Here is a 25,738-nt window from a genome sequence, read left to right as displayed (position 1 = left end):
TTCCTGTCTACTAAGTCGGCGTCCCGCCGACGTTGGGGCGCGGTTTCGCCTGAAACGGACGACAATAATGTGTTCGTCTTCTCCACACGCTACCGCCCTGCGCTGGGTGGAAGGCTGGAAAATGGCTCCAGGCGATGATGTTCAGCTTTTAAAGCCAAGGTTATTCCAAATGGCCAGGCTGGGTTCAGCCTGATTCAATGTGTAGAAGTGCAGGGCAGGCGCTCCGCCGGCCAGCAAGCGTTCACACATGTCTGTCACGATTTCCTGGCCAAACGCCTGAATGCTTTTGACATCGTCAGCATACGCTTCCAACTGCTTGCGAATCCAGCGTGGGATTTCGGCGCCACAGGCTTCGGAAAAGCGAGCCAGGCTGCTGTAGTTGGTAATCGGCATGATGCCAGGAATGATGGGTACGTCTGCGCCTAGCTTGCACGCTCTGTCGACAAAATGAAAGTAGCTGTCGGCATTAAAAAAGTATTGTGTGATCGCGCCGTTGGCTCCAGCCTTGATTTTGCGAACAAAATTGGCGAGATCGGCTTCGAAGTTGCGTGCCTGGGGATGAACTTCCGGATAAGCGGCAACTTCAATGTGGAAATGATCGCCGGTTTCTTCGCGGATAAAGCTGACCAACTCGTTGGCGTAACGCAGTTCGCCGCCGGAAATCCCCATGCCGGAAGGAAGATCACCGCGCAGTGCCACAATACGCGTGATGCCCGCTTCACGGTAGCGAATCAGCAGGTCCCGTAATTCGGCCTTGGAGTCGCCTACGCAGGAGAGGTGGGGCGCTGTAGGAATCCGAATCTCGCTGTCGAGCTGAAGAACGGTATTGAGGGTACGGTCCCGGGTCGAGCCGCCAGCACCATAAGTGCAGGAGAAGAATTCTGGGGAGTAGCCGGCCAGCTGGCGAGCAGTATTGAGCAATTTTTCGTGGCCGGCTTCGGTCTTCGTCGGGAAGAACTCGAAACTGACGTTGGGTGTGGTACGAGTCATGGGTAATCCCTGGAGCGCATTGGCGCTTCCTCAAGAAACACCGCCGCTTGGGCGGTGTTGTCCTGAACTGCCGAGGAGAAGGGGAAGACCTTCTCCGTGTCGATTGATGCCTACCGCTTAGTAGCGATAGGTTTCCGGCTTGAACGGGCCGTCCTGCTCAACGCCGATGTAGTCCGCCTGTTCTTTGGTCAGACGTGTCACGACACCGCCGAAGCCCTTGACCATTTCCAGCGCCACTTCTTCGTCCAGCTTCTTGGGCAGAACCATGACCGTGACGTTCTTGGTCTTTTCGACTACAGGAAGGTCGGCAAACTTCTCGTTGAACAAGTGCATCTGCGCCAGAACCTGGTTGGCAAAGGAGCCGTCCATGATGCGGCTTGGGTGGCCGGTTGCGTTGCCCAGGTTGACCAGGCGACCTTCGGCCAGCAGGATCAAATAATCATCGTTGGCCGGATCGATGTCCTTACCGGTGCGGTGAATCTTGTGAACCTGCGGCTTCACTTCTTCCCAGCCCCAGTTCTTGCGCATGAAGGCTGTATCGATTTCATTGTCGAAATGGCCGATGTTGCACACCACGGCGCGCTTCTTCAGCTTTTTCAGCATGTTGGCGTCGCAGACGTTGGCGTTGCCGGTTGTGGTGACGATCAGGTCGATCTTGCCCAGCAGGTCGGCATCAACGCAGGCTTCGGTGCCATCGTTCTGACCATTCTTGTAGGGCGAAACGACTTCATAGCCGTCCATGCAGGCCTGCATGGCACAGATCGGGTCGACCTCGGACACCTTTACGATCATGCCTTCCTGGCGCAGGGAGGCAGCAGAACCCTTGCCTACGTCGCCATAGCCGACAACCAGCGCCTGCTTGCCGGAGAGCAGGTGGTCGGTAGCGCGCTTGATGGCGTCGTTCAGGCTGTGACGGCAGCCGTACTTGTTGTCGTTCTTGCTCTTGGTAACGGAGTCATTGACGTTGATCGCCGGGATCTTCAGGGTGCCTTTCTTCAGCATGTCCTGCAGGCGATGTACACCAGTAGTGGTTTCTTCAGTAACGCCGTGAATTTTTTCCAGGGCCTGCGGGTACTTGTCATGCAGGATCTGGGTCAGGTCGCCACCATCGTCCAGGACCATGTTGGCATCCCAAGGCTGGCCATCTTTCAGGATGGTCTGCTCGATGCACCACTCGTATTCTTCTTCGGTTTCACCTTTCCAGGCAAAGACAGGAATACCGGCAGCGGCAATGGCGGCTGCGGCCTGATCCTGGGTAGAGAAGATGTTGCAGGAGGACCAACGCACTTCAGCGCCCAGCGCGACCAGTGTTTCGATCAGCACGGCAGTCTGGATGGTCATGTGGATGCAGCCCAGGATCTTGGCACCCTTGAGCGGTTGCTCGCCGGCGTACTTGCGACGCAGGGCCATCAGGGCTGGCATTTCGGACTCGGCGATGATGATTTCGCGGCGGCCCCAGTCAGCCAGGGAAATGTCGGCAACCTTGTAGTCGTTGAAACCGGCAGGCGTGATAACAGCGCTCATTAAGCTCTCCATTCGTTCGAAGTTGTTGGCTGCCCCGGCGATAACGTGCCGCTGCAGGACAGCTGTAAATGCGAATGGGCGCCGTTGATGCGTGTGCAGGCTAGGCCTGCGGCTACGCTCCCCCGAGCCTGACAGGGAAACCCTGCTGCAGCGCCCCTCGGTAGGATGGCGGGTGGCGATTTGAAAATCGCCATGGGCTCGAAGTATAGCGGGCAATCCCCAGGCTTTGTAGGTGTACCGGATTCATGATGATCAGTAATTGACTGCATAGAGAGGAACGACCGCTTTGGTGGCTTCTCTAACCGGCGGAAGGGGTTAAGCTTGTGGACCGCTATTACTCAAGGAGACGACATGAATTTCCATACACGCAAGTGGGTAAAGCCCGAGGATCTGAACGCCAACAACACTCTGTTTGGCGGCAGCCTGCTGAAGTGGATAGACGAAGAGGCTGCGATTTATGCCATCGTTCAGTTGGGCAACCAGCGGGTCGTCACCAAATATATTTCCGAGATCAATTTTGTCAGCGCATCGCGTATCGGTGACATCATCGAGCTAGGGATCACGGCTACTGAATTTGGCCGCAGCTCCATTACCCTGCGCTGTGAAGTCCGCAACAAGATTACCCGCAAGAGCATTCTGACCATCGACAAGATCGTCTTTGTCAACCTGGACGAGGAGGGTAATCCGACTCCCCATGGCAAGACGAAGATCACGTACATCGAAGATCAGTTCAAGGATGAAGAAAAGGGCGCCTGAGTCGCTCTAGGTTCGCGACAGACCTTGGGGTAGCCTTGGCGTTTACTGCTCGTATCGGAAATGCCATGGCTAATCACAAGATCGAGATCCGCCGCAGGAATACGCAGAAGATATTGCTGGCTGCCGAAAAGGTGTTTGCCGAGAAAGGGTTTGGTGCTGCTTCCATGGGCGATATTGCCCAGGAAGCAGAGCTGCCGCGGTCGAACCTGCATTATTACTTCTCGACCAAGGATGACCTGTACCGTGAGGTGGTGCTCGGATTACTGGAACTCTGGAAACAGGATGCCATCTGTTTCGAGCAGTTCGATGATCCCCGGGTAGTGCTGACGAGCTATATCCGCGCCAAGATGAACCACTCCCGTACTCGCCCTTATGGCTCAAAGATCTGGGCCAACGAAATCATGCATGGTGCACCGCTGCTGGGGCCGCTCTGGATGAACACCTGATGGAGTGGGCCAGACTCAAGCAGGCCAAGATCAAGCAGTGGGTGGATGACAAACGTATCCTGCCGGTAGAGCCGGCTTATCTGCTCTGGGCCTCGACCCAGCACTATGCAGATTTCAATTATCAGATCGACTTAATCAACGGCCATATGCCCTTGAGCGATCGGCAATTCGAGCAGGCTGTACAGACGGTGACGGCGGTTATCCTGCGAGGAATTGGTCTGGAGCCTTGAGCATTCCTAACGTAGCTGTCAGGAATAAAGGGTATCCGGCGCTGCCTTGGTGATCGTCGCTCACCAAATTGTTGCACAGGCTATGGCTTGGCTTTTCTGAACTTAATCAATGAGTTGGTTGCTTTTGCAACGCTTGCAAGCGATCACACTGCCTTTTTTCTGCACCAGTTTGATTCCTGACAACGCTGTTAGGACGCTTCGCTTCGGTGATCAGCTGCCATTGCCTTGCTAGGCAAACCAATATTCCAGGTGTGATATCAAGGACTTAGCGCAAGGCCCGCTCCCCTGACTGTTTTCGATCACGGTTCCGGCACGCTTATTGAGAGAAAGGGCGATCAGCCTGCTAGCAGGACCTACTCACCCCTATGAGAGAAAACAGGGAGAGCATGCCATGCCATACAACAGATCCGAAGTGATTGTGCGCGATGGTCTTCATGAGCTTCATGCCGGCCCGGATGTTCTGGACAGCCCACGTTATAACCACGACATGGCGCCTACTCAGGTAGCGGAGCGTTCCTGGAATAAGTGGCATATCGCAGCGCTGTGGGTGGGCATGGCCATCTGCGTACCCACGTACACCCTGGGTGGCGTACTGACGGCTTATTTTGGATTATCAGTGGGCGAGGCGCTGGTTACCATTCTGCTGGCCAACCTGATCGTGCTGATTCCCCTGACATTGAATGCATTTCCAGGCACCAAGTACGGGATTCCTTTTCCGGTCCTCCTGCGCAGCTCCTTTGGTATTCTGGGCTCGAACGTGCCCTGCCTGATTCGAGCAGTCGTGGCCTGCGGCTGGTTTGGCATCCAGACAATGTTTGGCGGTTTGGCGATTCACCTGTTTCTCGGGTCACTTTTCGAGGGCTGGAAGGCCTTGGGCAGTACGGGTGAGGTCATTGGCTTCATGGTGTTCTGGACGGCCAATCTATGGGTGGTCATTCGAGGCGCCGAGTCAATCAAGTGGCTGGAGACCTTGTCTGCGCCGCTCCTGTTACTTGTCGGGGTCGGTCTTCTGATGTGGGCGATGCCCCATGTGTCGATGACGGAGCTCCTGTCCCAGCCAGCCAAACGACCGGAAGGCGAGGGGGTGACCAAGTATTTTCTGGCAGGCCTGACTGCCATGGTGGGTTTCTGGGCGACTCTCTCGCTGAACATTCCAGACTTCAGTCGCTATGCCAGAAGCCAGAAGGATCAGATCATAGGGCAGGTAATTGGCCTGCCGGTCACCATGTTCCTGTTTGCCTCCCTGGGCGTGGTAATGACGGCCGCTTCGGCGGCCCTGGTGGGCGAGACGGTGTCTGATCCGGTTTCGCTTATCGGTCATATCCAGAGCCCTGTTTGGGTCGCCTTGGCCATGGCCTTGATCGTAGTTGCGACGCTGTCGACCAATACAGCTGCCAATATCGTTTCGCCCACGAATGATTTCCAGAATCTTGCGCCCCGGCTCATCAATCGGACCCGAGCCGTATTGATAACTGGGTTGGTGGGCTTGGCGCTGATGGCCCATGAACTGCTCAAGAAACTAGGCTGGATTGTCTCGGATGTCAGCTTGGAGAGCGTGTACTCGAACTGGCTGCTGGGGTACTCCAGTCTTCTGGGACCCATCGCCGGCATCATGGTGGTGGACTACTTCATCGTGAAAAAGCAGCAGCTTGATCTGGCCGGGTTATACTGTGACGACTATTACCCAGCCTACAACGTGGCGGGTTTCGTTGCGTTCGGTATTCCTGTCGTGCTGACGCTCATGGCGTTGACAACGGGTGTCATGACCTGGTTTTACGATTACGGCTGGTTTACCGGTTCGGCACTTGGTGGGGTGATCTACTTTGCCTGTGCCGGGCAGCGTCATCGCAGCCCGGTGCCGCTGGCCAGGCCTTCGCTGTGAAGGCCCTGACTAGACTTCCAGGGTAATGAGTTCGGCGTTGACCTCAGTACCCTGTATGGTCAGGCGTCCCAGAGAGACAGGCAGCTTGAAGCGGCGAGGGCCAGGGCTGCCTGGGTTGAAGTAGAGCACGCCCTCGCGCTCCTCCCGTTTTGGCTTATGTGAATGCCCGCAGATTACAACGCGAATACCTTCGGCCGCCGGATCAATCACCAGATCCTGGAGGATGTGGATCACGTAGAGATCGACCTCGCCAAAACGAAGCGTAGCTGTTTCAGGTAGGGTCTGGGCCCAGTCGTCCGTGTCGTTATTGCCGCGGACGACGGTAAGGGGAGCTATTTCCCGAAGTCGCTCAAGGATTTCGGGCTTGCCGATATCACCGGCATGGATGATATGGTCGCTCCCTTCAAGTGCACTCAATGCGCCGGGACGCAGGAGGTTGTGCGTATCGGCGATAACGCCAATGCGAAAAATCGGATGGTTGGAGGCAGGCATGGTTCTCCCGTACACAGGCTGGGTCTGTATAACCTTTGACCGATAAAGTGTGTAAGGGTTGAATGAGTGTGATCGACGCCCAGTGCAGGCGTCGATCACAAGCGCCCTTTATTCCTGTGCTATGTCTGTGGTGCTGTCTGGCAGGAACCAGTTCATGATCAGAGCGCAAAGCCCTCCTGTGGCCACACCTGAATTCAGCACATCACGTAGCGCTGCTGGCATGTGGGCGAGAAACTCAGGGACCTGGGACACACCCAGACCCAGTGCCAGGGAAACGGCAATAATCAACAGGGCACGGCGGTCCAACTGAATGCCGGCCAGAATGTTGATCCCCGAAGCTGCAACGGCGCCAAACATCACCAGTGCGGCGCCACCCAATACTGGCTCTGGTACGGCCTGAATAATGCCAGCAACGGCTGGAAACAGGCCGAGCAGAACGAGAAAGACGGCAATCCACAGCCCGACGTGGCGGCTGGCGATACCCGTCAGTTGGATCACGCCGTTGTTTTGCGCAAAGATTGAGCTGGGAAAGCTGTTGAACAGTCCGGCCAACAAGGAATTGGCTCCATTGACCAGTACACCGCCCTTGATCCGAGCCATCCAGACCGGACCCTCTACCGGCTGGCGGGACACTTTACTGGTTGCGGTCACGTCACCGATGGCTTCCAGGGAGGTGACGAGATAGATCACCAGCATGGGAACGAACAGTGCCCAGGAAAAACCCAGCCCAAAATGCAGGGGAACCGGCACCTGGAACAGAGGCGCTTCATGCATGCCGGTAAAGTCCAGACGTCCCAGATAGGCCGCCAGGCCGTAGCCGACCAGGAGCGCAATGACGATGGCCGCGCTACGCACCCATACCACGCGAACGCGGTTGAGCACGACGATGATTGCCAGCACCACACCGGACAGCAGCAGATTCTCGCCGTTGGCAAAGGTGCCCTGGCTCATGGCTGAGAAGCCGCCGCCCATACTGATGAGTCCGACCTTGATCAAGGTAAGACCAATCATCAGCACCACGATGCCGGTTACTAGCGGAGTAATCAGGCGCTTCACGAAAGGCAATATCCGGGAGATACCCATCTCGACGAAAGAGCCTGCCATGACCACGCCAAAAATGGCAGCCATTACGGCTTCGACCGGCGTGCCTTGCTTAACCATCAGCGCGCCGCCAGCGATCAAGGGGCCGACAAAGTTGAAGCTGGTACCCTGAACGATTAGTAGCCCTGCTCCGAACGGGCCGAAACGGCGACACTGGATGAACGTGGCAATGCCTGAAATCACCAGGGACATGGACACGATCAGGTTGGTATCCCGTGGTGAGACACCCAGTGCCTGGCAAATTAGAAGGCCTGGAGTGACGATAGGCACGATGATCGCCAGCAGATGCTGCAACGCAGCGAGCAGGGCGATAGGCAGGCGAGGCCGATCGTCGAGACCGTAGACCAGTTCATGGCGGGAGGGAGAGGCGTCCGGCTGGCTCATGTAGCGGTTCCGCAAAAGGCGGCAAGTGTACTGTTCCGGTGATGCGCCGCACAGTCTTCATCTCATAAAAAAGACGGGCGATAGGGCAGGTTGCTGCCATGCGCCTTGGGCATGGCGTTAACGTTCAGTAATAAAGACGAAAGTCCCACGGCCTAACTTTACCAGTATCCAGGGTCTTAGGCCTTGTTCTGATGACAGGCGCTTGGCATTCACTACTCCAATCCCGCCGGGCTTCATGGCAAGCACTTCAGCAGTCATGCCATGCAGATCCAGCAGCCAGGTTGCCCATACCTTCTTCTTTTACCGAGGGCTTTTGCGTGTTTGACGCGATCACAGGGTTAATTCAACAGGGGGGTTACCTGGGCATTCTTTTGCTCATGTTTCTGGAAAACGTGTTTCCGCCTATTCCATCGGAGGTCATTATGCCGCTGGCAGGGTTTCTAGCGGCGAGAGGGGAGCTGAATTTCATCGGCGTGGTGCTGGCGGGAACGCTGGGGTCCTTTCTGGGCGCGCTACCGTGGTATTACGCTGGTGCGGTATGGGGAGAGGCGCGCATGCGCAAGCTGGCGCAGCGTTACGGGCGCTGGCTGACTCTTTCGGCCAAGGACGTCAGTGAGGCCTCTCTCTGGTTCAGGTCGCATGGCAGTAAGGCTGTCTTCTTTGGCCGCCTGGTACCGGCAATCCGTACCCTGATTTCTGTACCGGCCGGTATTGCCCATATGCCGTTTCGTCGCTTCGCCGGATATACCCTGGCGGGTTCTCTGATCTGGACAACGGTGCTGACACTGGCGGGTTACCTGCTGAATGCCGAATACGAGCGTGTTGCGACGCTTTTGGATCCGGCCTCCAAAATAGTTCTGGCAGTGATTGTGCTTGTTTACCTGTATCGCCTGCTTAAAACCAACAGCCGGGAAGACTGCCGGGAAGGCTAGACGGGTTGGAATAGCGCCAGGGATGAGTCCTAGCGCTGATCCAGCAGACGCCTGCGCTCGGCTTTCTGTGCTTCTACCTGCGCCTTTTTCTGCTCGATCGCGGCGCGTCCACGCTCTGTTACGCTGGGGCGCGGTGCGGGCTCGGGGGCTGGCTGGGGCGTTGGTGGGGTTGGCCTGGGATAATGATGCCAGGGCGGACGGTGTCCACCATAATCGTAATAGGGCTCTGGATAGGGATAGTAGCGGTCCTGCCGGATCGGTGGCGGGACATCATAGTCATCATCGTCGAGATCGTAATAACGATCAGCATCTGACGGTGTGCGAGTGCTTGGCCGAGACGTCTCGTCTCGAGGCTTAGTGTTGGGCTTTTCCACTACTAGTGGCGTCGGGTCGGCCATACGGGTGACCGGGCCACTGCCTCTTGGTGGAGGGTTATCAACTTCGATACGGTCGGCCAGGGATTGATCAGATGGGCAATGGCCTTGTGTAAACGTGATCTGGCCTGCCTTGTCGACGCATTTGAGTATGGTGTCTGCCTGGGCATGGGTGACGCCGCCCAGGCTTGAGACCGCAACCGCCAGAATTGCCCACTTCATAGCAATCCCCTCTAACGTACCTGCATGCCACTCTAGCACTTTGCAGGTCGGGTCATCTAAACGGTTACTGAAGAAAACCGTGAAGGTTAGGCCAGGGAGTGCTGCGCTGCTGACAGAAAATCGAACAAGCCTTCCAGAGGCAGTGGCTCGGCCAGAAAATACCCCTGCGCCTCGTCGCAACTCGCGCGCTTGAGCAGTTCGAGCGTCTCTTCGTCTTCCACACCTTCCGCCACGACAACAAGGTTTAAGGCATGGGCCATGTCGGTAATGGCCTTGATGAACACGTAGCGGTCCAACCCTTCGGCGGGATGGGTAATAAGCGTGCGGTCGAGTTTGACGGTATCAATAGGAAAACGCCTAAGATAGGACAGGCCGGAGTAGCGGGTTCCCAGGTCGTCTACTGCCAGTTTGACACCCAAAGCTTTCAGCGCTCTGAGCGCCTGATTGGAGGCGTCCATGTCTTCAATGAAAGCCCCCTCGGTCAACTCGAGTTCCAGGTGACAGGGTCTCAGTTTGGTTGTGTGCAGAATCGCTTCTATCCTGCCCTTCAAATGTGGTGACTTGAGCTGGAGGGGTGAAAGGTTCACGGACAGTTCCAGCGACTGCCCAAGTCGACTGGACAGATCGTGAATTTCCTGACAGGCCTTTTGCAGAACCCACAGTCCCAGCTCGTCTATCATGCCAATCTCTTCGGCAATCGGAATGAAATCCACAGGAGAAATCCATCCCCGCTCCGGGTGATGCCAGCGAATCAAGACCTCAACGCCCTGGGGAGTGCCCTCAGGCAGTCGAATACGCGGCTGGTAGTAAAGCGAAAACTGATTCTGCTCCAGGGCGTGGTACAACGCCGTTTCCAGCACCATGCGGTTTTTGGCTTCGATACTCATTTCTTCTGAGAAGATACGGCAACAATGGCCTCCTGCCGCCTTGGCACGATACATCGCAATATCTGCATGCTGGACCAGTTGTTCCTTGGTATGGCCGTGCTCAGGGTAGAGTCCTATCCCTACCGACGCACCGGAAAAAACACGGCTGCCATTGATTTCGATCGGAGCCGCAACCGCTCGGATGATGGCGTCAGCCACCGCTTGAACGGAGGTTTCACCTTCCGGGGCGTGAGCCACCACGACAAACTCATCGCCACCCAGGCGCGCCACCAGATCACCCTGAGGTACCGCTGCCCTCAATCGCTGCGCCACTTCGCGCAGCATTGTGTCGCCGGCATCATGTCCCATCGAGTCGTTGACCTGCTTGAAGCGGTCCAGGTCGATCAGCATGATGGCAAGGCAGTTGTTAAGCGGCGTGAAATTGATCAGAGCCTGCAAATGCTCGTTCAGGTACGCCCGGTTGGGCAGCCCTGTCAGCATGTCATGGTTGGCCAGCTGGTGCAGGCGACTTTCGGCCAGCTTCTGCTCGGTGACATCCGTATAGCTGCCTGCCCATTCGATAAGCTGACCTTCCGTATCAAGAATGGGAACGGCATAACCACTGACATGGCGATATTGACCATCGGCCCGGCGCAGCCGGTACTGGGCATATACCGGCTGGCGGTCCTGCAGCATTTTGGCTCCCAGCGCAGCGGTGGGCTCCTGATCGTCCGGGTGAACCACGTTCATCCAGCCAAACCCCTGCATTTCCTCCTGAGTCTGGCCGGTAAAGGCACACCAGTCCGGCTGAGGAGAAACAATTTCCAGGGTAGGCGAAGCCGTCCACACGATGGCACCTGTAGCATTTACCAGTGAGCGAAAGCGCTGCTCGCTGGCTTGAAGCGCCAACTCTGCCGCTTTGCGTTCCGTGGTTTCCCGGTCGCGCTCGATAACCAGCGCCGCAGTATTGACCAGCAGGCGCATGGACTCCTGCTCCGAATCGCTCGGCTCGCGCGCGTCTCTGCAATAATAGGCCAAGGTTCCCAATACTCTTCCAGAGGATGACAGGATCGGGTGAGACCAACAGGCGCGGAAACCATAACCGAGCACCACAGACTTGGCTTCAACCCAGCGCGGATCGTTCTCTATATCGCTGACGATAGTCGAGGCGCCGGTATACGCGGCCGCTCCACAGGAGCCGGCAAGGGGGCCAATGGGTATGCGTTCTACGGCCTGATTGAACGATTGGGGGAGCGAGGGGGCCGAGCCAAAGCGCAGGTGCAGGCCATCGGTGTCCATGAGCATGACCGATGCCCAGATGTTGCCACCTGCCTGCTCTTCCGCAGAGCGGGTCAGGGTATCGAGAATCTGCTTGAGCGGGGCTCCCGCGACGGCCTGTGCCAGTGCCTGCTGCTGACCGTTGGCCAGGGCCTCGGTGCGTTTCAGATCACTGATGTCTGACGCAATGCCCCGTAGCCGGAGGCTGTCAGCGTCGCTTAGCACCTTGCCTTTGACGCTGATCCAGCGAGTGCGGCCGTCTGACAGCAGTAACCTGCAGTCGAAATGCCAATGCTCGGCACGTTTCGCTGCCGTTTCGATGACGCGGCGTACACGCCTTTGGTCATCCGTGTGGATACGCTCGAAAAACTCCTCGAGCGCCCATGTGTCCGGCTGTATGGACGTACCGAAATCCGGCCCGTTTCTCAGCAGACAGGTCAGCGTTCCGCTAGCGACGTCCAGTTCCCATTCACCCAGATCCGCTACATCGAGCGCGAACTGCAGGCGTGCCTCAAGTTCAGCAGCGGAGGAGGAAGGCGAGGGGGCGGTGTTGACATCCTTTTTTACCCTGAGCTCGGCATTGGTGTCCGGCATATCGTTCACTCGAAGTTTCCAACTATCGATTGATCTGCCACGTCTTGCGGGCGCGGCACAGCAGCGGTGCGTCTAAAACAGGACTCTATAGAAAGCGTAGTCGTTCTGGGCAATGGCTCAATTCATAATCATCCATGAGATACGAAGGTAACGATTTACCATGCTGTCGGAGGGCTATCATCGAGCAGAAAGGGAGACGTTCTACAGGCGACGCCATCTTGCCTGAAACAGGCTTTTTGCCAAGAGTAAGAGAGTCCCAACCAGACCAGTGGAGAGGCTGCGCTTTTTGCGGAACAGACACAAAAACGCCGCCCGAAGGCGGCGTGCTCAACACGATCCCAGATCAGTCTTCCAGCATCGCCTTGTTACGGACGGCACCCTTGTCGGCACTGGTGGCCAAGAGGGCATACGCCTTGAGCGCCGTGCTCACGCGGCGCGCACGTGGCGTGGCAGGCTTCCAACCTTTTTTGTCCTGTTCAATGCGGCGGTGAGACAACTCCTCATCGTTAACCAGTAGGTTGATGCTGCGATTGGGGATATCGATCAGTACCTTGTCGCCATCTTTCACCAAGCCGATCGCACCACCAGCCGCCGCTTCTGGCGAAGCATGGCCGATGGAAAGTCCTGACGTGCCGCCCGAGAAACGGCCGTCGGTGAGCAGGGCGCACTGCTTGCCCAGTCCCTTGGACTTCAGGTAGCTGGTGGGGTAGAGCATTTCCTGCATGCCCGGGCCGCCCTTGGGACCTTCGTAGCGGATGATAACGATATCGCCGGCTTTCACTTCGTCGTTCAGGATGCCCTTCACCGCGGCATCCTGACTTTCGAAAATCTTTGCCGAGCCTTCGAAAACATGGATGGATTCATCCACGCCCGCCGTTTTCACCACGCAACCGTCCAGCGCGATATTGCCATACAGCACGGCAAGACCGCCTTCCTGAGAGTAGGCATGCTCGACGCTACGGATGCAGCCTTCGGCGCGGTCGTCATCCAGGGTGTCCCAGCGAGTCGCCTGACTGAAGGCTTCCTGCGTGGGGATACCGGCCGGACCTGCGCGGAAAAAGGTCTTGACCGCTTCGTCCTGAGTAAGCGTGATGTCCCACTTCTCGATGGCTTCGCCCAGGGTTCTGCTGTGCACGGTTGGCAGATCCGTATTGAGCAAACCGCCGCGAGCCAGTGCACCCAAAATGCTCATGATCCCGCCGGCACGGTGAACATCTTCCATATGGTATTTCTGGATGTTCGGCGCCACCTTGCACAGCTGGGGTACTTTACGGGACAGGGCGTCAATGGCGCGCAGGTCGAAGTCGACCTCGGCTTCCTGAGCCGCTGCCAGAAGGTGCAGGATGGTATTGGTGGAGCCACCCATCGCGATATCCAGCGTCATTGCGTTTTCAAATGCCTGATAGGACGCAATGTTACGTGGCAGTACAGAGGCATCGTTCTCCTGATAGTAGCGCTTGCACAGCTCGACCGCCGTACGGCCAGCTTGCAGGAATAGCTCCTTGCGGTCGGCATGGGTTGCCAGCAGCGAGCCATTACCCGGCAGTGCCAGGCCCAGGGCCTCGGTCAGACAGTTCATGGAGTTGGCCGTAAACATGCCGGAGCAAGAGCCGCAGGTTGGGCAAGCGCTGCGCTCATACTCGGCTACTTTTTCATCAGAGGCGGTGCTATCCGCGGCGATGACCATAGCGTCGACCAAATCCAGGCCGTGGCTGGCCAGCTTGGTCTTGCCGGCTTCCATTGGGCCGCCGGAGACGAATACGACCGGAATGTTCAGGCGCAGGGCCGCCATCAGCATGCCGGGGGTGATCTTGTCGCAGTTGGAAATGCATACCAGCGCGTCGGCGCAGTGAGCATTGACCATGTACTCCACGGCATCAGCGATGATCTCACGGGACGGCAGGGAATAGAGCATGCCATCGTGACCCATGGCGATGCCGTCATCCACAGCGATAGTGTTGAATTCCTTTGCAACACCACCGGCTTTTTCTATCTCGCGGGCGACCAGCTGGCCCAGGTCCTTTAGGTGAACATGACCTGGCACGAACTGGGTAAAGGAGTTGGCTATCGCAATGATCGGCTTCTTGAAGTCTTCGTCCTTCATGCCGGTGGCACGCCAAAGTGCGCGGGCACCAGCCATATTGCGGCCGTGGGTGGAGGTTTTCGAGCGGTAATCAGGCATGGAGGCTGCTCTCCGGGGCGGCTTTGCTTATCACGGTAATCTGTTCAAACACTGCGGCGTATCCACCGTATAGCTGTAAAGGTAGCAGTGGAGGCTTAGGGCACGCGAGCATTGAATAGGCTCAGGGCTATCGTGAGCGCGGATGGAGCGCAAAGCAAACGGAAGTGGACCGAGTGCCGTGCTCTGGGCCGGTCGGATAGCGCGGGATCTCCGCGTGACTGGCTTGGGCTCACAGACCCGCCGGGGATAATGGCGAGGGAATCTCCCGATTCTACTCCGCATTTGTTCAAAGAGGAAAGCGCACGACAAGGGGTATGTCTTGGCTTGCGCTTTCACGGGTCAAGAAGGCGTCATTTGTTTGCGTGCAGGCCAAATATCTTTGGATCAATAGCATTTGCCATCGCCACATAACCTGCCCGGTTGGGATGCAGTCCATCGCCAGGGCCGCCTGCGCTGCTGGGAATGAACTCTGCACGCAGGCCGCCCGTAGTGGGATCGAGCGTGGCCGCATCAAAGTCAATGATCGAGTCAAACAGACCGCTTTCCTTTATGAAGCGATTAAGTGCCATACGTTTCTGATCCTGCTCCTGAAAGGCCGGGTCTGCAGGATTGGCCGCCAGGCTGCTGGTCAGGGTCGCGCCGTGAAGGCGTACACCGGGCAACGCTTTGCGCATACGTTCAATCGCATTGCGCATGGCTGTCTCGACGACCTCGACGGACGCACCAGTACCCGGTGAAAAATCATTGATACCTTCCATCCAGATAACGTCTGTTACACCAGAAAGGCTTAATACATCCCGTTCCAGACGATCCATGATAGATGGACCGCCACCGTAGCCTTGCCGGGTGCTTTCATTCAGAGGGCCTGCGACCTCGTTGCCAGAAATGCCAGCATTCACTACCGAGTACTGTCCCGGTGCCAACTGGGCGAGGCGACGATTCAGGATGTCTGGCCAGCTGTCATATCCATTGGGTGTTGAGCCGGTACCGTCGGTAATGGAATCGCCCAAGGCTACGATGACTCGCGCAACGTCTGGTGCCTGGATATCAACCGCGTCGAGCAAGAACGTCGAGGTCGTAGTAAAGGGCCAGGCGCTTTCCTGCTCCTCGGCGGCGTGGTCGGTGCCGCGAACACTGAAATAGGAGGTTGCGAGCGCTGCAGCATGCCAGCTCAGCGGGCCGCTGTTCCCAGCGAGATGAAAGCTTACCGCCAGGGTGTGGGAAGGTGCTTTGGGTAGCGGGACCGGATCCGTCCAGCGAGTCTCACCAGGTTGAAGCTGAATTTCGCTCTGGCCGTCAAAGCTGACCGGGCGATTACTGCCCGGTACCAGAGCTGCGCCCCCTAAAGGTTGCCCGATATAGACACTGCGCAAGGTAATGGGCCTGTTGCCAAAGGTATTCGAGAATCGCAGGCGTGCCTGGCTTCCCCATACACTAGGTCGAATGATCTGCCGGATACTTTGATCCTGAGCCCCACTAGCCGAAATAATACCTTCCAGCTTTGGCTGGGCGATGGGCGAACCGTTGGGGTAGGCTGCCTGCACGGGGGCTGTCCAGGCTGTTTTCCAATCATCGGCATGTCCGGGCTTGGACGCGAGTGCAAACAGGCCGGCAGCCAGAAGGGTTAACAGGCGCATGAGGATTCCTTGATCAGGTATCGGACGTTGGTTTAAGCAGGCTTTTCAGCTGGGCTTGCAGGTTCTCCCAGTGGGTGCCTTCCCAATAGACACGATCACAGCCCGAGCATTTCAAAAAATAATCATGACGCTCCCGCACGAGTGGCGGCAGGCTATCGAGGACGACACTCTTATCGACGGAATGAAGGGTATCGTTACAGACCAGGCACCGGCTGAAGGGCGCAGCATGGTCAGCCAGGTTGTAGCGCTCGAATACTTCGCGCAGCTGTGCCTCAGGCTTGTTTGAGCGGACGTAGCAGCCGTAGACAATCTGGCTTCGCTTGAGCAGTTCGCGGTCCCGGGTCAGGACAATATAAGGTTCTCGCGCACAGTAATTGGCAATTTCATTGTCATGAATGGCCGGATAATACAGCGTATCGAATCCAGCCAGTCGTAACAGCCGCGCTAGCGCGCCCATATGGGCATCGGCAATGAAGCGAAACGCCGTTAGCCGATCGCGCAAGGGGACAGCATCTTCTACTTCCAGCCGATAAAAGGGCGGGTAGACTGCTATCCGATCATCCTGTTGTATCAGATAGTCAAACCCTACGGATTTACCATTCACCAGAATGAATTCGACTTCTGGATGCGGAACGCCCAGAGCCTCGATCATGTGCTTGACGGTGGAATTCGGGTTGCAGCTGAGCGTAAAGCTGCGCTGGCGGCGAGCCGGAGGTAAAAAGTTATTGAGGCGTGCGTAGAAACGAAATGTCGCGTTGTTCATACGCGCCATCCGGTCGTATCAGACATGACACGACCGGAAGCGGTCGTTACCGAAAGCGTAGAGCGGCTAATCAGTAATGATCGGCCGATTCGCATGTTTCGAAACCTTTGCTATCGACGCGACCCGCGCTGTCAAAGCCTACCGAAAACACCTGCTCCTTGCCGTCTCTGTTGAGTACGTAGTTATTGCAGGAGCCTGGTTTGACCTTGCGTGTGTATTGGGTGGATGGGGTACCACCAATCTGCAGCACCTGCTCTTTGGTCATGCCTGTCTTCACGTCGCGAACCAGTGGTTGTTCACGGTATTCAATACGATCCTTGGCCGTATCGACGTTTTCCTTGACGGAGCTACAACCAGCGGCCACGGCAGCGAGAGCAACAACGGCGAGTGTCTTCTTGTACATATGATTCTCCTATAAGGTCGTTGATGACCGGTCACTTCTTTGAGCGTGCCGTTGCCCAGAAATTCACTGAATTCGTGATGTTCAACGAAACGGTCTCAAATAAAGAGGCGTACCCTAGGAAGAAACAACCGTGATGATTGAGATCCAACGGTTGACTGGTCAGAGGGTAATTCTGGGAGTGGCATGAGCGAGCATCAAAACCTGACCCGCTATCCGCTAGTGTTGGTCCATGGTCTGCTGGGGTTTGTGGAAATTGCAGGCTATCCATACTGGTATGGCATCGTTTCGGCGTTGGAGTCCATGGGGGTCAAGGTCTATCCGGTACGGCTTTCCGGTGCTCATAGCAACGAAGTGCGGGGGGAACAGCTGCTTGCGCTTATCGAGGATATCGTGCGCGACAGCAAGGCCGAGCGGGTCAATCTGATCGGTCACAGTCAAGGAGCCCTGACCGCGCGCTACGCAGCCGCCATTCGTCCTGAGCGGGTTGCGTCAGTCACCTCTGTAGCAGGTCCCAATCATGGGTCGGAGCTGGCCGATATGCTCCAGCTCTCCATGCGTACCAGTAGCCTGAAGGCGCATCTGGCCTCCGAGTATGTTCAATGCATGGCCAAGTTCATGGCCTTTCTGGATCGCAGTAATGGTTATCCCCAGAGCGCGATTGCCAGTCATGAGTCACTTACTACCGAAGGCGTGGCAGCATTCAACGATAAATACCCGCAAGGACTTCCCGCTACCTGGGGCGGTGAAGGTGCTCCTGTCGTCAATGACGTCCATTATTACTCCTGGTCCGGCATTCTGGTGCCGGAGCTGACGGACCGAGGTGCCAATCGGCTCGACCCTACCCATAGCATGTGTGTGCGCCTGTCTCGCTGCTTCGAGCTGGAAGCAGATCAAAACGATGGATTCGTTGGGCGATTCAGTTCACATTTGGGGAAAGTCATCCGCTCCGATTATCCGCTTGATCACCTCGATATCATCAATCAACTGGCCGGTGCGATAGGGCATGGCATCAATCCGGTAGTGCTCTACACCGACCATGCGCTTCGGCTGAAAGCCGACGGACTTTGACAGCGCACGGCCAAATGTCGAGCAGACTCAACAGCTTGCCGATCTGAGCTCGTTATTCAAGCTGGCACTCGAAATGCCGGTTGGTCAGCACACTGATTCCTCCTACTGCTCAAGAAGAGTCCTGTCTGCCGTTTACGCGCTGAAATGACCCCTTGTCGGCTTGTTGGTCTATCTATAGATGACATTAAAAAAAGTGCCTATCCTTCCGATTTAAAAGGAAGAAATACTGATTTGGACGTCGTGCGCGCTATCTAAACATGCGCCGTATTGGTATCGTTATAATATTTCAAAATATTACTTGCTACGTCAGAGGGTCGCATGAATCGCCGCCGCTTGCTCAACCTGCTCCTGGCCAGCCTGACACTACCCGCTGCTTTTCCAGTGCTGGCGCTTCCTCAGCGTCTGACCAGCGCACGCGCCTGGTTGGATTCGGATAAATTTCGCCTGGTTTTCGATCTGAGCGGCCCTGTCCGATTCAAGACGTTCAGACTTAGTGCGCCTGACCGGATCATCCTGGATCTAGCCAATACGCAACAGGTAGCCGCACTCAACAATGTGCCGCTCAAGAATACCCCGGTGCGCTCCATTCGAAGTGCCCCGTTCGGCTCATCCGATACCCGTGTCGTCCTCGAACTTTCCCAGCCGGTTACCCTGGATAGCTTCCTGCTCGGGCCTGCCGAGAATGCAGGGCATCGTCTGGTGCTGGATCTCAAGCCTGCCCAGGTACCGAGCATCCCTGTACCGGAGCCTGAGGCAATGCTCGCATCAGCCCCCGTTGTGACAAGGGCTGGCAAAGGCCGCGACATTATTGTGGTCGTCGATGCCGGTCACGGTGGCAAAGACCCAGGCGCGCTGAGCCAACGCGGGGACCGCGAGAAGGATGTCGCCTTGATCATTGCGCAAAATCTTGCGCGCATGATCAATCAGCAGAAGGGCTACAAGGCCAAGCTGGTACGTAACGATGATTTCTTCGTTCCGCTGCGCAAGCGTGTGGATGTTGCGCGCAAGTACAACGCAGACATGTTCATCTCCGTGCATGCCGATGCTGCGCCGCGCCGCACGGCTTCAGGAGCTTCGGTATATGCCCTGTCCGAACATGGGGCGACCTCGACAACGGCACGCTGGCTGGCCAACAAGGAAAACGATGTCGACCTGATTGGTGCCAATGAGATCCTGAAAAACAAGGATCCGGTCCTGGCGGGCGTACTGCTGGATATGTCCATGAATGCCACGATCTCGTCGAGTCTCGATCTGGGAGACCGTGTCCTGAACAGCCTATCCAATGTCACAGGTCTGCATCTGAAACGCGTCGAGCAAGCCGGTTTTGCCGTGCTCAAGTCGCCGGATATACCGTCGATTCTAGTGGAAACCGGCTTCATGTCGAATGATCGGGACAGCCAGAAGCTTCTGAATCCACGTCATCAGAAGGCGTTAGCCCAATCCATTTTTGGCGGTATCCATCATTATTTCAGTGAGCGTCCACCGACAGGAACCTACCTGTCCAGTATCAAGGAACAGGCCACCGGCTAAGAAAAAAGACGCTTGGGTTTCTGTGCACGGGCACGGTATTTTTTCTTGATCCGCGGTAAAGTGTGCGCTTTCATGTCCACAAGGAAAGCGCACATGGCCAACCCCGCTGCTCGTCTCTCCGACGTCAACGCCTGCCCCATGACGGGCCACGGCCCCAACCCGACCGTGACTGGCTCCCCCGACGTTCTGATCAACTCCCTACCTGCCTTGCGTGTCGGTGACTCCAGCGCTTGCGGTGATACCGTGGCGGTAGGAAGTGCTACCGTATTCGTCAATGGCCAGCCGCTGGCTTACCTGGGCAGCGCAACCGCCCATGGTGGCGTGATCATCACAGGCTCCGGTGATGTTCTGACAGGCTGATTGGAAGGCCTAGTAGATCGGGATGTACAGGTTCACTTCAGAGGCTGGGTTATCCGGCCCCTTGAAGTGCTCGTCGTACCGCTCGAAGCTGACGGCTTTCTTGGGTTCCAGACCACGCTCAGGCAGGACGCGGGCATACAGATACTCGTAGGTATCTGGGAGCGTGTCTGTCGTTCCGATGTGGGTGAACTGCAGATATTTCTGCGCAGGCACCGTGTAACGGAGCATGCCTTCCGGTACGGGTGTGTTCTCGTCGACCTTTATACCGGCCAGATAGCGCAGCGCACCCGGGGGCGGACCGAGTGTCAGACCGAACCACTGTTGCGGGGCGCTAGGCAATTGCAGCTCGGCTAGCCGATGCGTAACGTCATGCCAGAGCTGTGCAATGCTGCCGCCCTGCCCATCGCCCGTGTACTCCAGGCCCATGACGGTAAACGCTGGAAGCTCGGTGATACTGAGCGGCATGGTGGTCTCCTTGTAGATAGAGGCGTCTCGCCCGGACAGGCCCATGAGGAATATTTCCAGTTGAGCCTGTTTCGATGGGTCGAGTTCAACTGCCTTGATAGGTCAGGTTGCTGTATAGCCTAGCCGTAGCGCTTGAAGGCCTCGATGGCAAGACCGCTACCGATGCTGCCGAACTGATCGCCTTCTGCCTTGCGTGCCTGGGGCAGCAATTGGTCAATGCTGTGGCGCAGCGCCGGAATACCACTCGAGCCGCCGGTATAAAAGACCGTATTGATCTGCTCATGGGAAACGCCTGCCGAGGCCAGCAGTTGATTGACGCTTGCCTGAATACGCGCCAATAGCTGAGCGATCGACTCCTCGAACAATGGGCGGGTCAGTTCAGCAGACAAGTCCTTCTCGATATGCGACAGGTTCAGGTTCAACCGATCGGCATGGGTCAGCTCTATCTTGCTGTTTTCCACCTGAATTGCGAGCCAATGCCCGGCGCGCTGCTCGATCAGCTTGAACAGCCGATCCATCCCGGCCGTGTCCTGAGCGTCGTAGCGCATGTCCTTGAGGGCAAGCTGTGCCTTCTGACTGTATACGGTATTGATGGTGTGCCAGGTCGCCAAGTTGATGAAGTGGCTGGTAGGCATCAGTGCCTGGCTTTTCATCAGGCTGCCATAGCCGAAAAGCGGCATGACGCCCTGCAGGCTAAGCTGCTTGTCAAAGTCGGTACCACCGATGTGTACCCCGCCGGTGGCGAGAATATCCGATTGGCGATCCGCCAGCTGCCGGCGCTCGGGTGACAGACGTACCAGGGAAAAGTCGGACGTACCGCCGCCAATGTCGACGATCAGCACCAGCTCTTCCTGATTCAGTGTTCGCTCGTAGTCGAATGCTGCCGCGATAGGCTCGAATTGAAAGGAAATGTCCTTAAAGCCTAGCTTTTGCGCTACGGCAACCAATGTGTCCTGAGCTTCGCGGTCGGCGGTTTCATCATCGTCCACAAAGTAAACAGGGCGGCCCAACACGACACTGTCGAACTCACGTCCGGCCGTGGCTTCGGCGCGGCTTTTCAGCGTACCGAGAAACAGGCCAAGCAGGTCCTTGAAAGGTAGGGCACTGCCTAGAATGCTGGTTTCGCTCTTGAGCAGCTTGGAGCCGAGCAGGCTCTTGAGCGAGCGCATGAGGCGGCCTTCATAGCCTTCCAAGTATTCATGAAGCGCCAGACGGCCGTAGACGGGACGGCGCTCTTCCACATTGAAGAAAATGACTGAGGGAAGCGTCACCTTGCCGTCTTCTAAAGGTATGAGGATATCCGAGTCGGGGCGCAGCCAGCCGACAGTGGAGTTCGACGTGCCAAAGTCGATACCGCAGGCACGTGCGGGTAAAGCGATAGTCATGGTGCTGGTCCATCCAGAAGCAGCCGCACAGTTTATCGCGACTTGCCGGACCTGTCCGCTCGGTCAGGCAAAAGGCTCGGTTAGCATGCTGCACGATGTTACGTTGTCATCTTCTGTTTGGGAGTAGCCATGCCGTTTCATCTACAAATGTTGCTTCCCGGACTTTTGCTGGCGCTGGGCTATGGGCTGGGCGATATTGACGAAGCGGGGTTGTTGACCGGAGCACTTTATGTCGGCTGGGTGCTGAGCGAGGAGCGGTTGCCGTCCTGGCTATGATGGTTTGGGGCATTGGCGTCCAGTGTTGCGCTCGCCATTCATGTCGCGCCGGGATTCTCTCCTCATGTGCTCGGCGGGCCGCTGCAATACAGCCCGGACGCCGGGCCAGTGTGGCTAAGGTTAAGCTGGGATAAGGCACTGGTGGGAGTGACGCTACTGGCCTGGTGGCTTGGCAAGGCGGTTCCGTACGATACGCGGCGTATGCTGCAGGTCAGGCCATGCGTGCTGATTGCTGTCGGTACCCTTGCCGTAGTGCCTCCCCTAGCGTTAGGAATGAGATTAGTGGCCTTCCAGCCCAAATGGCCAGCACTGTTCTGGACCTGGTTTTCTCTTAATCTGGGCGTTGCGGTACTGGCGGAGGAGCTGCTGTTTCGAGCCCTGCTGCAGCGCGGGTTGATTGATCGGTTTGGGCTCTGGGCAGGTCTGTTGGTAACGGCAGTCTTGTTTGGCGTGGCGCACTGGCCATTCAGTGCCGGTTTTGCCTTGGTCGCTGCCGTGGCGGCTCTGGGGTACGGTGCGATATTCGAGCGGAGTGGACGGCGACTGAGTATGGCCGTGGCCTTGCATTTGGCTGTCAATGTGCTGCATGTTCTGCTGCCCAGCTATCCGCTGCGATTGTCCTAGCTTGCATCGGTAGGCATGTTCATGGCGTCTGAATCCTCAGTCCGGCGTCCCGATGGTTAAGGCAAGGAGTAGACGTACATGGTGGTTGTCCTCGCAATCATGCCCGTATTCGGACTGATTGTGCTGGGTTATGTATTAGGGTGGCGGCAGTGGTTGACGCCAGAGTCTATGGGTGGGCTGACCCAACTGGCGTTCAAGGTGTTCATGCCGGCTGTGCTGTTCACGGGAATTGCCAAGGCAGACTTGCGCCATGGTTTGTCACCTTTACTGCTGCTCGGATATTTCGGCCCGGTCCTGCTGGTGTTTCTACTGGTCAATCTGTTTGTGCATTGGCGCTGGCGTGAGCCTACGGCGTTCGGGTTGACGGCCAGTTATTCGAACAATGTCCTGATCGGTATTCCTCTGGTCGTCAATTTGATGGGGGAGGAAAATCTCGTCTATGTGTTCGCTATTCTGGCGTTGCATAGCCTGACGTTGTTTGCCATGCAGAGCTTTTATACGGCCTTTGGCGGCACGGAAAAGGTTAGCATCCCAGAGCTGCTGATGAGTCTGGCAAACCCGTTGATCGTCGGACTTTTGCTGGGGGCTGCCGTGAATGTATCGGGGCTAACTTTGCCGGGCCCGATATGGCAAATCGCGACCTGGCTGGCACAAGCCGGTCTGCCTTGCGCCTTGATTGTGCTGGGCGTGAACCTTTCACGCTACCGGCTAAGGCCGAGCCTTTCCGTTGTCGGGTTGACGGCAATAAAGCTGCTGGTCTTTCCCTTCGTGGTCTGGACGGTATGCCTGTGGCTGCCGGGCTTGAGCGGTGCAGCACGAAGTGTGCTGATGCTGATGGCCGCCTGCCCGAGCGGGGTAAACGTATTGGCATTTGCCCGGACGCTTGAGGAAAACCGTGTCGTCAGCTCAACGGTGTTTCTTTCAACCGTTCTGGCTGTCGTAACCGTGCCGTTGTGGATGGCACTGGTCGGACTGAATCGGTGACTGGCCGTCCGGTAAAAATCGGACGGCCAGAGCGTGGGATCAGCTGGGCAGGATACGGCAGGTCAGACTCTTGATGTAGCGGGTCTCGGGGATGGCAAGGTGGACCGGATGATCAGGGCCCTGGGCACCACGCTCGATCAGCTGGATATGACGATCCAGGTGACGTGCACTGCTGAGCAGGATTTCCTGCAGGTTCTCTTCAACAAGATGCATCGAGCAGGAGGCGCTGACCAGAATGCCGTCCTTGTTCAAGAGGCGCATGGCCTGCTCGTTGAGACGACGATAGGCGGCCTCGCCGTTTTTCACGTCCTTCTTGCGCTTGATGAAGGCGGGCGGGTCGGCCACGATCACGTCGAAGCGCTCGTCAGCAGCCTTCAGCTCCTTCAGGGCCTCGAACACGTCGCCTTCTACACAGGCCATCTTTTCGGCAACGCCGTTCAAGGCCGCATTGCGCTCTACACCATCCAGGGCAAAGCCGGAGGCATCCACGCACATCACTTCGCTGGCACCGAATACAGCGGCCTGCACGCCCCAGCCACCAATGTAGCTGAACAGGTCCAGAACGCGCTTGCCTTGTACATAAGGTGCCAGGCGGGCACGGTTCATGCGATGGTCATAGAACCAGCCGGTCTTCTGGCCCTCAACGATAGGCGCTTCGAATTTCACGCCGTTTTCTTCCAGGGCAGCCCATTCCGGTACGTCACCGTAGGCGGACTCGACATAGCGGGGCAGGCCCTCGGCTTCTCGAGCACTAGAGTCATTTTTCCACAATACGGCCGCTGGCTTGAGCACCTGAAGCAGTGCAGCCAGCACATCATCCTTGTGACGCTCCATGGTGGCCGATGCCAGTTGAGCCACGATAACATCGCCAAAGCGATCCACCACCAGGCCAGGCAGCAGGTCCGAGTCGCCGTAGACGAGGCGATAGAACGGTTTATCGAACAGGCGCTCACGCAGGCTCAGGGCGACTTTCAGGCGATGGACAAGCAGGGACTTGTCCAGTACATGCTTGGTATCGCGGGAGATCAGACGCGCGCAGATCAGATTGTGTGGGGACAGGGCAACGATACCGATCGGCTTGCCGCCAGCGGCTTCGAGAACGGCTTGTTCGCCGGCCTGGAAAGCGGTCAGCGGAGTGGCTGCCACGTCAATTTCGTTACTGTAGACCCAAAGGTGCCCGGCGCGCAGACGGCGCTCGGCATTGGCTTTCAGTCGCAGGCTGGGCAAGGACATTTGAGGGACTCCAAGAAAAAGGGGCGAAGTATACCTGCCCGGGCGGCACGGCGCCTTCGCGCTTGAAGATCAGTCTCAAAGATAGAGAGAAACACGACGTACGGATGAAAAATGGCCCGGCTGATACAGCGCGGGCCATGGATCAGGCAGGTTGGAGATCAGGCAGCGATCATGTTGATCAGCTCGCGATTGAACGCGGGAATGTCATCAGGCTTGCGGCTGCTGACCAGTTTTCCGTCCACGACGACTTCCTTATCCACCCACTGGGCACCGGCATTTTTCAGGTCATCGGTCAGCGAAGGCCAGCTAGTCATGGTCTTGCCATCCACCAGACCGGCGGAAATCAGCAGCCAGGCACCATGGCAGATCACGGCGATCGGCTTGCCGCTGCTGCTGGCCTCTTTGACCAAAGTCTGCGCACGCTCATCGGTGCGAATGGTGTCTGAGTTGACGACGCCGCCTGGTAAAACCACCGCGTCATAGTCGCCGATGTTGGCAGCATCGAACGTCAGGTCGACATTGAATGTGTCCGCCGGGTCGGTGTGGTTCCAACCCTGGACGGTGCCAGACTTGGCAGAAATGATATGAGTCTTGGCGCCTACCTTCTCGAGGGCCTCCTTGGGACCGGTCAGCTCGGCCTGCTCGAAACCGTCAGTTACCAGGATTGCTACTTTTTTGCCTTCTAACGATGCCATCATGGAACCTCCGTAAGCTATGTGATCTAGGATTAAGTGGAGATGCGTTTCCACGGCTTCTG

The 25,738-nt window shown here is 57.0% G+C and carries 23 protein-coding genes, 1 pseudogene and 1 riboswitch; of the genes and pseudogenes, 10 read left to right on the top strand and 14 right to left on the bottom strand.

What is annotated here, in order from left to right; genetic code table 11:
* Positions 1–141: 141 nt before the first annotated feature.
* Positions 142–990 (bottom strand): methylenetetrahydrofolate reductase [NAD(P)H], encoded by an 849-nt coding sequence (gene metF, locus HMPREF1487_RS05315; protein WP_010795575.1) that lies wholly within the window; start codon positions 988–990, stop codon positions 142–144.
* Between the two features lie 117 nt (positions 991–1,107).
* Complete coding sequence (gene ahcY, locus HMPREF1487_RS05310) at positions 1,108–2,514, bottom strand: adenosylhomocysteinase (protein WP_010795574.1); 1,407 nt, start codon at positions 2,512–2,514, stop codon at positions 1,108–1,110.
* A gap of 69 nt (positions 2,515–2,583) precedes the next feature.
* Positions 2,584–2,679, bottom strand: a riboswitch (S-adenosyl-L-homocysteine riboswitch).
* 186 nt (positions 2,680–2,865) lie between these two features.
* On the opposite strand from ahcY, the gene HMPREF1487_RS05305 reads away from it, so the two are divergent.
* From HMPREF1487_RS05305 to HMPREF1487_RS05295, 3 genes and pseudogenes are all read left to right on the top strand, one after another.
* Positions 2,866–3,270, top strand: a complete 405-nt coding sequence (locus HMPREF1487_RS05305; RefSeq protein WP_010795573.1) for an acyl-CoA thioesterase — start codon at positions 2,866–2,868, stop codon at positions 3,268–3,270.
* Between the two features lie 65 nt (positions 3,271–3,335).
* Positions 3,336–3,946, top strand: a pseudogene (locus tag HMPREF1487_RS05300) (TetR/AcrR family transcriptional regulator).
* Positions 3,947–4,337: 391 nt separating this feature from the next.
* On the top strand, positions 4,338–5,828 hold the full coding sequence (locus HMPREF1487_RS05295) for an NCS1 family nucleobase:cation symporter-1 (protein ID WP_010795570.1): 1,491 nt from the start codon (positions 4,338–4,340) through the stop codon (positions 5,826–5,828).
* A 9-nt stretch (positions 5,829–5,837) separates the two neighbouring features.
* Here the strand turns inward: HMPREF1487_RS05295 and HMPREF1487_RS05290 are convergent, their stop codons facing one another.
* Positions 5,838–6,320: a metallophosphoesterase family protein gene (locus HMPREF1487_RS05290; RefSeq protein WP_010795569.1), complete on the bottom strand. Its 483-nt coding sequence runs from the start codon at positions 6,318–6,320 to the stop codon at positions 5,838–5,840.
* Between the two features lie 108 nt (positions 6,321–6,428).
* The gene (locus HMPREF1487_RS05285) at positions 6,429–7,805 is read right to left on the bottom strand and encodes a nucleobase:cation symporter-2 family protein (RefSeq protein WP_010795568.1); all 1,377 of its coding nucleotides are present in this window, start codon (positions 7,803–7,805) and stop codon (positions 6,429–6,431) included.
* 317 nt (positions 7,806–8,122) lie between these two features.
* Between HMPREF1487_RS05285 and HMPREF1487_RS05280 the strand changes: the two genes are divergently transcribed.
* The gene (locus tag HMPREF1487_RS05280) at positions 8,123–8,737 is read left to right on the top strand and encodes a DedA family protein (RefSeq protein WP_010795566.1); all 615 of its coding nucleotides are present in this window, start codon (positions 8,123–8,125) and stop codon (positions 8,735–8,737) included.
* 29 nt (positions 8,738–8,766) lie between these two features.
* Here HMPREF1487_RS05280 and HMPREF1487_RS05275 read toward each other — a convergent pair whose 3' ends face one another.
* The 6 genes from HMPREF1487_RS05275 to osmE form a co-directional block, all read right to left on the bottom strand.
* The gene (locus HMPREF1487_RS05275; protein WP_010795565.1) at positions 8,767–9,333 is read right to left on the bottom strand and encodes a DUF4124 domain-containing protein; all 567 of its coding nucleotides are present in this window, start codon (positions 9,331–9,333) and stop codon (positions 8,767–8,769) included.
* Between the two features lie 86 nt (positions 9,334–9,419).
* Positions 9,420–12,071, bottom strand: a complete 2,652-nt coding sequence (locus tag HMPREF1487_RS05270) for a bifunctional diguanylate cyclase/phosphodiesterase (protein WP_010795564.1) — start codon at positions 12,069–12,071, stop codon at positions 9,420–9,422.
* Positions 12,072–12,414: 343 nt separating this feature from the next.
* Complete coding sequence (gene ilvD / locus HMPREF1487_RS05265) at positions 12,415–14,253, bottom strand: dihydroxy-acid dehydratase (RefSeq protein ID WP_010795563.1); 1,839 nt, start codon at positions 14,251–14,253, stop codon at positions 12,415–12,417.
* 350 nt (positions 14,254–14,603) lie between these two features.
* The gene (locus HMPREF1487_RS05260; protein WP_010795562.1) at positions 14,604–15,890 is read right to left on the bottom strand and encodes a GDSL-type esterase/lipase family protein; all 1,287 of its coding nucleotides are present in this window, start codon (positions 15,888–15,890) and stop codon (positions 14,604–14,606) included.
* A gap of 13 nt (positions 15,891–15,903) precedes the next feature.
* The gene (locus tag HMPREF1487_RS05255) at positions 15,904–16,653 is read right to left on the bottom strand and encodes a Mut7-C RNAse domain-containing protein (RefSeq protein WP_010795561.1); all 750 of its coding nucleotides are present in this window, start codon (positions 16,651–16,653) and stop codon (positions 15,904–15,906) included.
* A gap of 70 nt (positions 16,654–16,723) precedes the next feature.
* The gene (gene osmE, locus HMPREF1487_RS05250; protein ID WP_010795560.1) at positions 16,724–17,056 is read right to left on the bottom strand and encodes an osmotically-inducible lipoprotein OsmE; all 333 of its coding nucleotides are present in this window, start codon (positions 17,054–17,056) and stop codon (positions 16,724–16,726) included.
* A 183-nt stretch (positions 17,057–17,239) separates the two neighbouring features.
* Here osmE and HMPREF1487_RS05245 point away from each other — a divergent pair, with 183 nt between their 5' ends.
* The 3 genes from HMPREF1487_RS05245 to HMPREF1487_RS05235 all read left to right on the top strand — a co-directional run bounded on the left by HMPREF1487_RS05245 (position 17,240) and on the right by HMPREF1487_RS05235 (position 20,014).
* Positions 17,240–18,124, top strand: coding sequence for a lipase family alpha/beta hydrolase (locus HMPREF1487_RS05245; RefSeq protein WP_010795558.1), 885 nt, complete (start codon positions 17,240–17,242; stop codon positions 18,122–18,124).
* Between the two features lie 318 nt (positions 18,125–18,442).
* On the top strand, positions 18,443–19,654 hold the full coding sequence (locus tag HMPREF1487_RS05240) for an N-acetylmuramoyl-L-alanine amidase (RefSeq protein WP_010795557.1): 1,212 nt from the start codon (positions 18,443–18,445) through the stop codon (positions 19,652–19,654).
* A 72-nt stretch (positions 19,655–19,726) separates the two neighbouring features.
* Entirely contained in the window at positions 19,727–20,014 is a 288-nt protein-coding gene (locus HMPREF1487_RS05235) for a PAAR domain-containing protein (RefSeq protein WP_328296304.1), read from the top strand.
* A 9-nt stretch (positions 20,015–20,023) separates the two neighbouring features.
* On the opposite strand, the gene HMPREF1487_RS05230 is transcribed toward HMPREF1487_RS05235, so the two are convergent.
* Complete coding sequence (locus HMPREF1487_RS05230) at positions 20,024–20,479, bottom strand: GyrI-like domain-containing protein (RefSeq protein ID WP_037030473.1); 456 nt, start codon at positions 20,477–20,479, stop codon at positions 20,024–20,026.
* 119 nt (positions 20,480–20,598) lie between these two features.
* Complete coding sequence (locus tag HMPREF1487_RS05225) at positions 20,599–21,864, bottom strand: Hsp70 family protein (RefSeq protein WP_010795554.1); 1,266 nt, start codon at positions 21,862–21,864, stop codon at positions 20,599–20,601.
* Positions 21,865–21,993: 129 nt separating this feature from the next.
* Between HMPREF1487_RS05225 and HMPREF1487_RS28315 the strand changes: the two genes are divergently transcribed.
* From HMPREF1487_RS28315 to HMPREF1487_RS05215, 3 genes are all read left to right on the top strand, one after another.
* Positions 21,994–22,140 carry a hypothetical protein gene (locus HMPREF1487_RS28315; protein WP_010795553.1) on the top strand — a complete coding sequence of 49 codons (147 nt, stop codon included), beginning with the start codon at positions 21,994–21,996 and terminating at the stop codon, positions 22,138–22,140.
* Between the two features lie 12 nt (positions 22,141–22,152).
* Entirely contained in the window at positions 22,153–22,764 is a 612-nt protein-coding gene (locus HMPREF1487_RS05220) for a CPBP family intramembrane glutamic endopeptidase (RefSeq protein ID WP_312483163.1), read from the top strand.
* Between the two features lie 78 nt (positions 22,765–22,842).
* Complete coding sequence (locus HMPREF1487_RS05215; RefSeq protein WP_010795551.1) at positions 22,843–23,748, top strand: AEC family transporter; 906 nt, start codon at positions 22,843–22,845, stop codon at positions 23,746–23,748.
* A gap of 39 nt (positions 23,749–23,787) precedes the next feature.
* Here the strand turns inward: HMPREF1487_RS05215 and HMPREF1487_RS05210 are convergent, their stop codons facing one another.
* Entirely contained in the window at positions 23,788–24,981 is a 1,194-nt protein-coding gene (locus HMPREF1487_RS05210) for a class I SAM-dependent rRNA methyltransferase (protein WP_010795550.1), read from the bottom strand.
* A gap of 158 nt (positions 24,982–25,139) precedes the next feature.
* The gene (locus tag HMPREF1487_RS05205) at positions 25,140–25,679 is read right to left on the bottom strand and encodes a type 1 glutamine amidotransferase domain-containing protein (protein WP_010795549.1); all 540 of its coding nucleotides are present in this window, start codon (positions 25,677–25,679) and stop codon (positions 25,140–25,142) included.
* Between the last annotated feature and the right edge of the window lie 59 nt (positions 25,680–25,738).

Origin of the sequence: Pseudomonas sp. HPB0071, assembly GCF_000478505.2 — a bacterium.
GTDB lineage: Bacteria > Pseudomonadota > Gammaproteobacteria > Pseudomonadales > Pseudomonadaceae > Chryseomonas > Chryseomonas luteola.
This window is presented reverse-complemented; position numbering and strand designations above follow the sequence as displayed.